Source organism: Cupriavidus sp. 05L310, assembly GCF_056398185.1.
Genome location: NZ_JBFTOX010000004.1, coordinates 51,463 through 63,698, shown reverse-complemented (window position 1 = coordinate 63,698; position 12,236 = coordinate 51,463). Strand labels below are relative to the sequence as shown.

The 12,236-nt window shown below is 65.4% G+C and carries 12 protein-coding genes; 6 read left to right on the top strand and 6 right to left on the bottom strand.

What is annotated here, in order from left to right; genetic code table 11:
* Positions 1 to 13: 13 nt before the first annotated feature.
* Positions 14 to 589: a hypothetical protein gene (locus tag AC1DS6_RS03715; protein ID WP_035861368.1), complete on the bottom strand. Its 576-nt coding sequence runs from the start codon at positions 587 to 589 to the stop codon at positions 14 to 16.
* 379 nt (positions 590 to 968) lie between these two features.
* On the opposite strand from AC1DS6_RS03715, the gene AC1DS6_RS03710 reads away from it, so the two are divergent.
* The gene (locus tag AC1DS6_RS03710; protein WP_477102088.1) at positions 969 to 2,189 is read left to right on the top strand and encodes a Bcr/CflA family multidrug efflux MFS transporter; all 1,221 of its coding nucleotides are present in this window, start codon (positions 969 to 971) and stop codon (positions 2,187 to 2,189) included.
* Positions 2,190 to 2,256: 67 nt separating this feature from the next.
* Here AC1DS6_RS03710 and AC1DS6_RS03705 read toward each other — a convergent pair whose 3' ends face one another.
* Positions 2,257 to 3,087: a mechanosensitive ion channel family protein gene (locus tag AC1DS6_RS03705; RefSeq protein ID WP_441627749.1), complete on the bottom strand. Its 831-nt coding sequence runs from the start codon at positions 3,085 to 3,087 to the stop codon at positions 2,257 to 2,259.
* A gap of 232 nt (positions 3,088 to 3,319) precedes the next feature.
* Positions 3,320 to 4,522 carry an ammonium transporter gene (locus AC1DS6_RS03700; protein ID WP_477102087.1) on the bottom strand — a complete coding sequence of 401 codons (1,203 nt, stop codon included), beginning with the start codon at positions 4,520 to 4,522 and terminating at the stop codon, positions 3,320 to 3,322.
* A 599-nt stretch (positions 4,523 to 5,121) separates the two neighbouring features.
* On the opposite strand from AC1DS6_RS03700, the gene AC1DS6_RS03695 reads away from it, so the two are divergent.
* The 4 genes from AC1DS6_RS03695 (at position 5,122) to AC1DS6_RS03680 (ending at position 7,360) form a co-directional block, all read left to right on the top strand.
* Positions 5,122 to 5,403, top strand: coding sequence for an HU family DNA-binding protein (locus AC1DS6_RS03695; protein WP_017226623.1), 282 nt, complete (start codon positions 5,122 to 5,124; stop codon positions 5,401 to 5,403).
* A 191-nt stretch (positions 5,404 to 5,594) separates the two neighbouring features.
* The gene (locus AC1DS6_RS03690) at positions 5,595 to 6,080 is read left to right on the top strand and encodes an acyl-CoA thioesterase (RefSeq protein ID WP_035861498.1); all 486 of its coding nucleotides are present in this window, start codon (positions 5,595 to 5,597) and stop codon (positions 6,078 to 6,080) included.
* Between the two features lie 16 nt (positions 6,081 to 6,096).
* Positions 6,097 to 6,567 carry a CreA family protein gene (locus AC1DS6_RS03685; protein ID WP_477102086.1) on the top strand — a complete coding sequence of 157 codons (471 nt, stop codon included), beginning with the start codon at positions 6,097 to 6,099 and terminating at the stop codon, positions 6,565 to 6,567.
* A gap of 34 nt (positions 6,568 to 6,601) precedes the next feature.
* The gene (locus AC1DS6_RS03680) at positions 6,602 to 7,360 is read left to right on the top strand and encodes an SDR family oxidoreductase (protein ID WP_477102085.1); all 759 of its coding nucleotides are present in this window, start codon (positions 6,602 to 6,604) and stop codon (positions 7,358 to 7,360) included.
* Positions 7,361 to 7,407: 47 nt separating this feature from the next.
* On the opposite strand, the gene AC1DS6_RS03675 is transcribed toward AC1DS6_RS03680, so the two are convergent.
* The 3 genes from AC1DS6_RS03675 to AC1DS6_RS03665 form a co-directional block, all read right to left on the bottom strand.
* A complete protein-coding gene (locus AC1DS6_RS03675; RefSeq protein WP_477102084.1) occupies positions 7,408 to 8,271 on the bottom strand; it encodes an acid phosphatase in 864 nt (287 codons plus the stop codon).
* 115 nt (positions 8,272 to 8,386) lie between these two features.
* Positions 8,387 to 10,135 carry a class I adenylate-forming enzyme family protein gene (locus AC1DS6_RS03670; protein WP_477102083.1) on the bottom strand — a complete coding sequence of 583 codons (1,749 nt, stop codon included), beginning with the start codon at positions 10,133 to 10,135 and terminating at the stop codon, positions 8,387 to 8,389.
* A 187-nt stretch (positions 10,136 to 10,322) separates the two neighbouring features.
* Positions 10,323 to 11,087: an SDR family oxidoreductase gene (locus AC1DS6_RS03665; protein ID WP_035861350.1), complete on the bottom strand. Its 765-nt coding sequence runs from the start codon at positions 11,085 to 11,087 to the stop codon at positions 10,323 to 10,325.
* Positions 11,088 to 11,455: 368 nt separating this feature from the next.
* Between AC1DS6_RS03665 and AC1DS6_RS03660 the strand changes: the two genes are divergently transcribed.
* On the top strand, positions 11,456 to 12,229 hold the full coding sequence (locus AC1DS6_RS03660) for a TraB/GumN family protein (protein WP_441627739.1): 774 nt from the start codon (positions 11,456 to 11,458) through the stop codon (positions 12,227 to 12,229).
* Positions 12,230 to 12,236 lie beyond the last annotated feature (7 nt).

Below are 12,236 nucleotides of genomic sequence, written 5' to 3'. Positions count from 1 at the left end.
GAAATCAAACGGTTTAACGCAGCGCCGAAGAGCAGATGGGCGCGTTGATGTAGACGTCGCCCACGCGGCGCTCGCCCCGCTCGTTGCGCGTCATATAGCGGAACATCATGCTGATGCCCAGCTTGGTCAGGATTTCCACATCCCGGTTGGCGCAGATATTGCGCTGCAGGGGCGCGGCATAGCTGAGCTCGAAGCTGGCGAGGTCCAGCATGGGGCCTCGATACTTGGTCAGCTCAAGCTGGAAGAGGATGTGTTTGCCCGGTACCGACTGGCAGCGGCGCAGGCGCGTCTCGCCATCGATTTCGATGGGCAGCGCATCGTTGAGTTGTCGGCAGGCCCGCGACAGTATGTTGTCCGGCCGCGCTGTGTTGCGCAGCAATTCCGGTACGCCCGCTGCGCCGGTGTTCTGGCCAGTGGCCGCGCCCTTGAGCATTTGCGCCAGCGCATCGGCTTCGTCAACCACGACGGGTGCGGAGGCGGCGGCCCTGACTGGCGGCGTTGCCGCGCGCGCTTGCTGCGCCCACGGCAAACCGGCCGCGCCGGCGGCCAGGGTAAGTAAGACAGAAAGCAGTGTGTATCTTGTTCTCATGCAGGAAAACGTTGCCGGAAGCCGTTTCGGTGGCCGGGCTTCCGCGGTGCGTCGGGCTGCGCGATCGTCCGCCCGGGGCGTCCGACAGGCTGGCATTGTACCCTTGGCGTTACTGCGGTTGAAAGCCACGCACTCCTCCGATCCGCGGCGAGGCGAGGCCCGTTGCCGCCGGCATGTCCCGGCACCGTCGGGCCTGTCATCACAGTTGCGCGCGTCCAGGCGGATGCGCGCCTGCATCATCGCCGCGCGGCGTGTCGGGTGCGCGGCTTGTTACGCTATGCAACAATTACGCTTCTTACCGCTCCCGCGCCGCTCGCGTCGCTGACGCATTGGCGCAGGTGGCCATTCCGGCCGCCCCGTTGTTCCTCAGGATGTTTCGATGACTCGCTCCGCCCGCGCCCCACAGTCCGCGCGTTTCCCGATTTGGCTCCTGGTATGCGCTTCGCTCACTGCGCTGGCGCCCCTTTCGATTGATATGTACCTGCCGAGCTTCCCTGCGCTGGCCGGCGATCTTGGGGTCGATATCGGGCGTGTGCAACTCACGCTGGGAACCTTTCTGGTGGGACTGGCGGTGGGGCAGGCCTTCTATGGCCCGATCAGCGACCGCTTTGGCCGCAAGCCGCCGCTGTACATTGGCCTGCTGTCCTATGCGCTCGCAGCGGCCGGATGCGCGCTCGCGCGCGACGTCGAGGCGCTGATGCTGTGGCGCTTCTTGCAGGCCCTGGGCGGCTGTGCGGGCATGGTAATGGCCCGTGCCGTGATCCGCGACCGGCTGGAGGCGCACGAATCCGCGCGCGCCTTCTCCTCGCTGATGCTGGTGATGGGCCTGGCGCCGATCCTGGCACCCATCATTGGCGGGGCCGTGCTCGCGGCCTTCGGCTGGCGCGCCATCTTCTGGCTGCTTTGCGCCAGCAGCCTGTTGATCTTGTGGGTGGTCCACCGGTACATGGAAGAATCGCTCGACACCGTCAATGCCATGCCACTGCGCCTTGGCCGCGTACTCGCCAACTACGGCGAGCTGCTGCGAGACCGGGGCTTCGTCGGCTATTCGCTGTCTGCCGGCTGTGCGCAAGCGGGGATGTTCGCCTATATTGCGGGGTCGCCGTTCGTGCTGATCGAGTTGCATGGCATCGATCCCTCTTATTACGGCTTCGTATTCGGTGCCAACGCGTTGGGCTTGATTGGCATGTCGCAACTTAACGCGCGCCTGGTGCGCAACCGCACGCTTGACCACGTGCTGGGCGGCGCCCTGGTTGCGCCGTGCGCGGCAGGCCTGGCATTGGCCGCCGCGGTGCTGGCCGGACTGGCGCCGTTGCCGGTGTTGCTGGCCGGATTCTTTGTGTTTATCGCCAGCCTTGGATGCATCCTGCCGAACGCGTCGGCCCTGGCCATGGCCGAGCAGGGCCAGCGGGCCGGCACAGCGTCCGCGTTGATGGGGACGCTGCAATTCGGGCTGGGCACCCTGGCCGGCGCCGGGGTCAGCTTCTGGCGCGACGGCAGTGCATTGCCGCTGGCGGTAGTCATGGGTATTTGCGGTACCGGTGCGGTACTGATGCGCGTCTTCGGCCGTTCAGGCAAACCGGCGCACGGCGCCGGCTGACTGCTGCCGCCGTAGCGTAGCGGGGCGGCCTGGTTCCACGCTTCCGGCGCCTCCTTTCTCGGCACGGTTACGTGGCCGCGCTGTTTTGCAGCACCACCAGCTGGGCTGGCATCGGCGCGGAGAATCCGGCCTCGCCGAAGCTCTCGCGGATCACGCGGTTGGTGTCGAAATACACCTGCCAGTAATGATCGGTATGGCAGTATGGACGCACGGCAAGGACGGGGCCGACCAGGTTGAATTCGAGAATCTCCACGTCCGGCGGCGGTTCAGTCAGCACGTTGGGCAGTGCGGCCATGCGTTCCTTGAGCAGCGCGGCGGCGGCGATGTGGTCGGTACTGCCGGCCAGCTGCGCCTTGAGTTCAACGCGGCGGTAGGCGTTGGCGCTGAAGTTCTGGATGGTGTCCGCGAAAATCTTGTTGTTGCCGACCACGGTCAGGACATTGTCGGGCGTATCCAGCGTGGTGCAGAACAAGCCGATCTCCCTGACCGTGCCGGTGATTCCACCCACCGTGACGAAATCCCCGACCTTGAATGGCCTCAGCACCACGAGGAAAGCCCCCGCGGCAAAGTTGGACATCAAGCCCGACCAGGCCATGCCGATGGCAACGCCGGCCGCGGCGATCAGCGCGGCGAAGGTGGTGGTCTGGATGCCGAAATAGCCCAGGATGCCGATCACCAGCACGACATTGAGCGTGACCGTGACGATGGACCCGACGTAACGCAGCAAGGTCGGATCGACCTTCTGCTTGGCCAGCGCCCCCTGCACCAGCCGCACCACGAAATGAATCAGCGACCGGCCGATCACCCAGAAGGCGAGGGCAGCAAGTATCTTGATCCCGAATTCGGTCGCATAGGCAATCACTACGTCCTGAAGCTTCTGCAGCGTTGTAGCATCCATCGCGGTTCTCCCTTGCTGGCTCGGCAGGTACACGGGCAACGAACATCATGCAGCGGATTCCCGGGCGCATCGGGGGCAAGACACGAGTGCGGGCAACGCATTATTGCTACGCCGCGTGCGGAAGTTCAAGCACAAAATGGCCGCCACGGGCGCAGCGCGCCACTGGCCGCCAACGGCCGGGGATCCGCGGCAGCGGATGGCGCGGGGGGGCAAGCCCCCTGCGCGCCGCGGCTTACCAGTTGGTTTCGCGCTCCGGCGTGGCGGAGATGCGATGCAACGACAGGTCCGCGCCGTTGTATTCCGATTCGGCATCGAGCCGGATGCCGACCAGCTTCTTCAATGTGCCGTAGACCACGGTGCCGCCCACCAGGGCGATGACGATGCCAAGCAGCGTGCCGATCGTCTGCGCGCCCAGGGAGACGCCGCCGATGCCGCCCAGCGCCTGGCTGCCAAAGATACCGGCGGCAATGCCGCCCCAGGCACCGCACAGCCCATGCAACGGCCAGACGCCCAGCACGTCGTCGATATGCCATTTGTTCTGGGCCAGCGTAAACAGGTAAACAAACAGCGCGCCGGCGATGGCCCCGGTCACCAGCGCACCCAACGGATGCATCAGGTCCGAGCCCGCGCAGACCGCCACTAGGCCGGCAAGCGGGCCGTTGTAGGCAAAGCCGGGGTCGTTGCGGCCCGCCGCCCAGGCGGCCAGGGTACCGCCCGCCATGGCCATCAGCGAATTGATGGCGACCAGCCCGCTGATCTTGTCGACGGTCTGCGCGCTCATGACATTGAAGCCGAACCACCCCACCGCCAGCACCCAGGCGCCCAACGCCAGGAAGGGGATATTGGAGGGCGGGTGGGCGCTGATGCGGCCGTCCTTCTGGTAGCGTCCGCGGCGCGCGCCCAGCAGCAGGATTGCCGGCAGCGCGATCCAGCCGCCCATGGCGTGAACCACGACAGAGCCGGCGAAGTCGTGGAAGGGCACGCCCGCGACGGAGGTGATCCAGTCTTGCACGCCGAACCGGTTGTTCCAGGCGATGCCTTCGAAGAAGGGATACACCAGGCCAACCAGGACGAAGGTTGCCATCAGTTGCGGATTGAAACGCGAGCGCTCGGCAATCCCGCCGGAAATGATGGCGGGAATGGCGGCCGCAAAAGTTGCCAGGAAAAAGAACTTCACCAGTTCATAGCCGCTTCGTTGCGCCAGTTCATGGGCGCTGGTAAAGAATTCGACCCCATACGCCACGGTGTAGCCGATGAAGAAATAGGCGATGGTGGAAATGGCGAAATCCACCAATATCTTGACCAGGGCGTTGACCTGGTTCTTCTTGCGCACCGTGCCTAACTCAAGAAACGCAAAGCCCGCGTGCATAGCGAGCACCATGATCGCCCCCAGCAGGATGAACAGGGCGTCGGTGCCGCTTTTCCAATTGTCCATACATTCCTCGTGCTCAAAATGGGAGCACTGGTATGCAAAAAGCATTCCAGTGTGGGGCATCTTGGCGGGGAATCTGCACCGTGTTGGGTGCTTTTGCACCGGATTGTCGCGCCTGCGGGGGCTGCCCCGTTGATAGCAGCGAGGGCGATCGCCTTGCAGTCCCTGTGGGGACAGGCAAAAGCCTGCGCCAAAATGATGCACCGCATTGATTTGGGGCGTAGCCCTCTCACACCCATGCACCATAATGGGAGATTGCACCGCTCTTGCCCAGAATCGGGGCATGCCGCCGCCTGTGATCCGCGCATCGCACCGGCGGTGGTAGCGAGCGGACGAAGCAAAGCCGCATCGCGCCACAAGGGATGCGCGTCGCCCGTACGCGCGTTCGAATTCTGCCTAGCCTCAACGGGCGCATTTGAAAGGGCGGAAAAGGGGGGTAAATTCCCCGCAAAGGCGCTTGACTCAAGGATTTGCGGCTTTTTTCGTTGCATTGGTGCCACTGGGGATTGCCCAATGCGTAAAGCGCGGATTAGACTGCGCCGATCGGTAATTTGCCGCGTGGCAGACACTCCGATCAAGACGACCAACAAGGGAAATCAGCCATGAATAAAGGTGAACTGGTATCTGCCATCGCCGCGGACGCCGAATTGAGCAATGCAGCGGCAGAGCGCGCACTGAATGCGGCTCTGGACAATATTAAGAAGGCGGTTGCCAAGGGTGATTCGGTAACGCTGGTGGGTTTCGGCAGCTTCAGCTCCGGCAAGCGCGCCGCGCGTACCGGCCGCAATCCGCGTACCGGCGAGACCATCAAGATTCCGGCCGCAAAGACGGTCAAGTTCTCTGCCGGCCAAGGGTTCAAGGACGCTGTGAACAAGAAGAAGTAAGCAGTCCGCGCCTTGAGCGCTGATAAGAAGGCGGCCCGAAAGGCCGCTTTTTTGTTGGCGCCGGGGTGCGCCGGGACGTGCTCCGCCACAAGGCAAGGGGCCCGTTCCGGGTTAAACTGCCGATCGTCGGCACCAGCCTTTCGACCCGCTTCGCGGGTCCGCCCGGCCGCTTCCAGATTCCGGATTTCATCATGAACGACCTGTCCCACCAGCTTTCCATGACCGTGCTGATGACGCCGGACATGGCCAATTTCTCCGGCAATGTGCACGGCGGCACCATCCTCAAGTATCTCGACATGGTGGCTTATGCCTGTGCCAGCCGCTACGCGGGGCGCTATGTCGTGACCTTGTCGGTCGATCAGGTCGTATTTCGCCAGCCCATCCACGTGGGAGAACTGGTGACCTTCCTGGCAGCAGTCAATTTCACCGGGCGCAGCTCCATGGAGATCGGCATCAAGGTCATCACCGAGAACATTCGCAGCAAGCTGGTGCGCCATACCAATAGCTGCTATTTCACCATGGTGGCGGTGGACGATAATGGCGCCCCGGCCGAGGTGCCGGCGCTGGTGCCGCGTGACGAAGTCGAGCGCCAGCGCTTTGCCGCGGCCCAGCTGCGCCGCCAGCTTCGCCAGGAAATGGAAAAACGGCACGACGAAATCACGGGCAAGGTGTCCTGAGGTGGAAGGGGCACGCATGCATACCAGCCAGATGCGCCTGCTAGCGGCGCTGGCGCTGCTGGCGCCGGCCGCGCATGCCGAGGAGATCGGCAGCGTGAGCACCAATTTCCGCATGACCGGCTCCGACAAGGTGGTGATCGAGGCTTATGACGATCCGATGGTGCAGGGCGTGACGTGCTATGTCTCGCGTGCCCGCACCGGCGGCATCAAGGGATCGCTGGGCATGGCCGAAGATCCGCCCGAAAGCTCGATCGCCTGCCGCCAGGTCGGGCCGATCACGTTCAAGGGCCCGCTGCGCCAGCAGGACAACGTATTTTCCGAACGCATGTCGATCCTGTTCAAGACCTTGCACGTGGTGCGCACGGTCGACCGCAAGCGCAATACCCTGGTCTACCTGACCTACTCGGACCGCATCGTTTCCGGCAGCCCGCAGAACAGCGTGACCGCGGTGCCGGTGGCGGCGGAAACGCCGATTCCGGTCAAATAGTCGGCAACCAAGAATCCCATCCGGAGAACACAGCATGAGTCAGCAAGGCAAGGTAGCGCTGGTCACGGGCGCCGCCCGCGGCATCGGCAAGGCGGTGGCGCAGGCGCTGCTGGTGGCGGGCTACCGGGTGGTGTTCGCCGGACGTACCGCCGAACCGCTCCAGGCGCTGGCCGCGCAAGCCCGGGCCGATGGCCATACGGCGCTGGCGGTGCGGTGCGATGTGAGCGATCCGGCTTCGGTGGATCAACTGTTCGCGCAGGTCCGCGAACAGTTCGGCCGGCTCGACGTGCTGTTCAACAATGCCGGCATCAATGCGCCGGCGGTCTCGATCGACGAACTGTCGGTGGAGCAATGGAAGGCGGTGCTGGACACCAACCTGACCGGCGTCTTCCTGTGCTCGCGCGCCGCCTTCGCGCTGATGAAGTCGCAGAGCCCGCGCGGCGGCCGCATTATCAACAACGGCTCCATCTCGGCGCATGCGCCGCGCCCCAATACGGTCCCGTACACGGCCACCAAGCACGCCATCACCGGGCTGACCAGGAGCCTCTCGCTGGATGGCCGCGCCTTCGATATCGCTTGCGGGCAGATCGACATCGGCAACGCGGCCACCGACATGGCTTCGCGCATGGCGCGCGGCGTGCCCCAGGCCAATGGCGAGATCGCGCCCGAGCCGCTGATGGACGTGGCGCACGTAGCGAGTTCGGTGGTCCATATGGCCAACCTGCCGCTCGATGCGAATGTGCAGTTCATGACTGTGATGGCCACCAAGATGCCCTTCGTCGGCCGCGGCTGAACATCGCCCCGGCCGCCTTGCCCGCCTGCCGCGGGCAAGGCGGCTTGCTAGTTGGCAAGCGGCGCCAGCGCCTCGCTTTCGGCCCGGCAGTCGCCGGTGGGCTTCAGGCCCTTGGCGCGGACGTCGGCAAGCTCCGACCTGGCAGCCGCCAGATCCGCAAGGAAAGCGGGGTCGGCATGCAGCCGCGCCACGGTGGCTGCGCCCATGATGCGGCCCTGCATCGCATCGCTTTGCCAATGCACATTGCAGACCAGCCGGCTCTGCCCATAGGCCAGCCCGCGCGCCAGGATCGCATTCGACTGTTGGGGCGCGATTTCCGCCAGGATCAGTGCCCATGCCCAGCCAACGGCGTTATGCCCCGACGGGTAGGAGCCGTCCTTGGAAAGCATGGGCTCTTCGGCGGACGTGCAAGTCGGCTGATGGTTCACCCTGAAGGGCCGGGCGCGCGCATATTTGTCTTTTACGCCGTAGGTGGATAGTCCCGCATCGGCCAGGGTCCGGCGCAGCAGCAGGTAGAGCCTGGGCGTCTGCTCCTGCGATACCGGTGCGTCCAGGGCGCAGGAGAAGACATCGGCGGCCTGCGGGAATTTCAGGTTGGCGTCCTGGACCGCCAGCCGCCAGCGCGCCGTACCGCGCAGGGGCAGGTTGGCACGCGCGATCTCGTCGTCCAGCGCCTGGGCGGCTGAGCCGGGGGCGGGCGGTGGCGGTACGAGTGCCAGGCTGTCGGGCCGTGCCTGCGCCGGCAGGTAGCCGGCAAGAATCCCGGGCCGGATCTCCGGCACCGGGGCCGCGGCACTACCTTGCCCCTGGCTGGCGCATCCGGCTGCGATCAACGCGCCGGACAGGACCGACAAAGTCGCGATCCGGTTGATGAATGGCGAAAAATGCCTGGATGAATGGCTTGTCTGCATCTGATAGGTGTTTCCCTGTTATTCCCGTCGGACCGGCGTGGCACCGGCAAGCCTGGCCGACGTGCCCCCTTTCACGGCGACCGGGTTGCTATGCGTGCCTGGTTAAAGCCCGGCCTCAGGCCGCCGCGTCGAACATCTTGCGCAGAGTCGATTTCAGGATCTTGCCATTGGCATTGCGTGGCAGCATGTCGGGGCAGAAGACGATCCGCACCGGTACCTTGAAGGCTGCCAGCCGCTCGCCCACGAACGCCTGCAGCTCGGCCTCCGTCGCTTGCGCACCCGGCTTGAGGCTGACCACCGCCGCCGGTTCTTCGCCCAGCGTGCGGTGGGCGATGCCCACCAGCGCCGCGTCCATCACCGCCGGGTGATCGTACAGCGCGCTCTCGACCTCGATGCAATAGATGTTCTCGCCGCCGCGGATCAGCATGTCCTTCATGCGGTCGACGATATAGACGAACCCTTCCTCGTCCAGCCGCGCAATGTCGCCGGTCTTGAGCCAGCCGTCGATGAACGTCTGCGCGGTGGCTTCCGGCTTGTTCCAGTAACCGCGCACCACATTGGCGCCTCGCACCATCAGTTCGCCGGTTTCGCCGGTGGGCAAGCTGCGGCCGCGTCCATCCACCACCTTCATCTCGCCGATGGGCAGTGCCGGCCCGCCGCTTTCCGGGCGCGCTACATATTCCTCGGCGCTGTGGCTGGTGAAGGTGGCCGAGGTCTCGGTCATGCCCCAGCCGATGCCGGGCGCCGAGTGCGGGAACACCTCGGTGATGCGGCGCACCAGTTCGGCCGACGCGGGTGCGCCGCCGTAATTGACGTTTTCCAGCGAGGACAAGTCGAAGCGCTCGCGCTCCGGATGCTCGATGATCTGCCACGCGATGGTGGGGACACCGCCAGCCGCCGTGCAGCGCTCGCGTTCGATCAGTCCCATGGCGCGCACCACGTCCCAGCGGCGCATCAGTACGATCTTGGTGCCGCTGGCCAGCGCGCCGTTCAGCACCGCCATGCAGCCGGTGACGTGGAAGAAGGGCACCGACAGCAGCATGCCTTTCTGCGGTGCGGCAGGGTCAGGGGCCGGGATGGCTTCGCCGCGGCGCAGGCAATTGCGCATCGGGCTGAACGCGGCGGCCACCGCCACGTTTGTGGCATTGCGGTGGGTGCCAAGCGCGCCCTTGGGCTTGCCGGTGGTGCCCGAGGTGTAGAAGATGGTGGCGTCGTCGTCGGCGTGGAGCGGGATGTCCGGCACAGGCAACCCGGGCAGCGCGGCCCATTGCGCGGGCGTGCCGATCAGGCCTTCCAGCGCCGCGATGCGCGCGTCGGCCTGTGGCGCGGTGGCGCGGCTGACGTAGATCTTTTGCAGCGCGGGGCAGCCCGGCAGATGCTCCAGGATGCGGCCCAGGCGCTCGTCATCCACGATGGCGATCTTGCTGCCGGAGTCGGCCAGGCCGTATTCCAGTTCGGCGCCGGTCCACCAGGCATTGAGCGGCGTGACGATGGCGCCGGCCAGCAAGGCGCCGTAGAAGACCGCCGGCCATTCCGGCAGGTTGCGCATGGCCAGCGCAATGCGATCGCCCTTGCGCACGCCGTCGCGGATCAGCGCATGCGCGATGGTCAGCGCGGCACGGCCGAACGCGTCATAGGACACGCGTTCGTCTTCATAGACGACGAAGGTCTTGTCACCCAGCGCGCGGGCTTGCAGGAAAAGGTCGCGCAGCGTGGCCGGCGCGTTTTTCCAGACGGTGGTGGAGATGCCCCGGATCACGCGCGTTTCGGTTTCGAAAGGGGCGCCGGGAGCGGTAAGGCGGGCGTGCGCTTCGGCCAGGCTGATGGCCGGCCAGGACTTAGCGGTTTGCGGGTTGTTCGACATCGATGCCTCCCTGACTGCATGGCAGGATGGGCAGCGCTCTGGCGTGCCGGCGAGGCACGCGTGCCCGCGCGCATCGCCCACCCGGAGAGCCGGGCGGCAATGGGTGCGGGCACGGTGCGCCCCGGCTCAGGCCTCAAGCTTCAGGCTTGGAGCGAGCCCGTAAAGGGAACAACGGGTGCGGCGTGGCTCAGATCGTGACGCCGCCGTCCACCACCATGGCCTGGCCGGTCATGAAGGTGCTGGCAGCCGAGGCCAGGAACACCGCGGCGCCGGCAATTTCCACCGGTTCGCCGATGCGGCGCAGCGGCGCGCCCTGCGTCGACAGCTTGTAGCGCTCCGGATCTTCCCACAGCGCCTTGGCAAAATCGGTACGGATCAGGCCCGGTGCGATGCAGTTCACGCGCACGTTGTGCGGACCGAACTCCACCGCGAGGTTGCGCGCCAGCTGGAAGTCGGCCGCCTTCGAAACGTTGTACACGCCGATGGTGGGCGAGCCGCGCAGGCCGCCGATGGACGACACGATGATGATCGAGCCGTCCTTGCGTTCGATCATCTGCGGCGCGACCATCTGAATCAGCCAGTGGTTGGAGATGACGTTGTTGTCCAGCACCTTGCGGAACTGTTCGTCGGTGACCCCGCTCATCGGGCCGTAGTAGGGATTGGAGGCGGCGTTGCAGACCAGCACGTCGATCTTGCCGAACGTGCTGTTGGTTGTGTCGACCAGGTGCTGGAGATCTTCCTTGGAGGAGATATTGGCCGGTACGGCGATGGCGGTGCCGGCACCATGCCTGGCATTGATGGCATCGACGACTTCCTGGCAGGCCTCGGCCTTGCGCGAGGAAATCACCACTTTGGCCCCTTGTACCGCCATCTGCTCCGCGATGGCACGGCCAATGCCGCGTGAAGAGCCGGTGACGACGGCAACCTTGCCGGTCAGGTCGAACAATGACATGCGTGTCTCCTGGTGTCCTGGTCCTCGCGGGGCGGGACCAGATGTTCTGTAAAGGGCGCTATCGAAACTTCCTATTGGCAGCATCGCCGGATGCGTGTTCTGCACAGCGGATCATGCGGCGGTGCCGTGCGGCCAGGCCGCTGATCGCGCGTCCGGCAATCCTACCGCCCGGTACATTATGGTTGGGCGCTATCGCGCAGTCCACACACAAATCCGCGCCTGGCCCGGCTTATCAGCGTTTTTTCTTTTGGCAATGAGCGCGGTGCATAACGTGCGTGCGATGCGCGCGCAAGGGTATGCTTGCAGCGTGCCCGGCGTGCAACGCGTCGCCCGGCCATACCAATCATTCAGGACAAGGCAAGCGCCACATGCTCTGGCAAATCAGGAATACCGAGGTCTACCTGCTCGGGGCGATCCACGTGCTGGATGCGCCGTTATCGGCCCTGGAGCGGGCCGCTGAGCAAGCCTGGCACGCGTCGGCCCGCATCGTCTTCGAGGTAGCGCTGGACCGGCAACCGGATTTCGGCGCGGCGTATTTCCCGGACGGCGATGGACTCAGCCAGCATCTGCCGCCTGCCACGTTCGAACAGGTGCGGGCGCTATGGCTGGACTTCGGGCTGCCCGGTGCGGAGCTGGAACACCTGCGTCCCGTGTTTGCTGCAATGCACCTGCAGTTCGCGCTGGCCGCGCGGCACGGCATCCTGGCGCAGCATGGCGTCGATCGTTTCCTGTGGACGCGCGCCACGGCGGAAGGACGGGCGACGGATGCGCTGGAAGACGGTACCGAAGCGCTGCGCATGCTGCAGGGCGTGCCGCTTGATGAGCAGATGTCGATGCTGGCCTTCTTCGCCGAGCAACCCGAACTCGCCGCCGCGGAGCCGGCCGACATGGTGCGATGGTGGCGGCAGGGGCAAGCCGAACCGTTCGCCAGGCTGCTTGCGCAGCGCCGGGCACAGTGGCCGTGCTCGCTGGCGGTCCTGGTCGACGCGCGCAACCGGCAATGGATGCCGAAGATCCGGTCGCTGATCGCGGACCGCGTGCCGACCCTGATCGTGGCGGGCGCGCTGCATATGGTCGGGGACGCGGGCCTGCCGGCGCTGCTTGAGGCGGCAGGCTTCGAGGTACGCTCTGAATCTGGCTGAAGCCGGC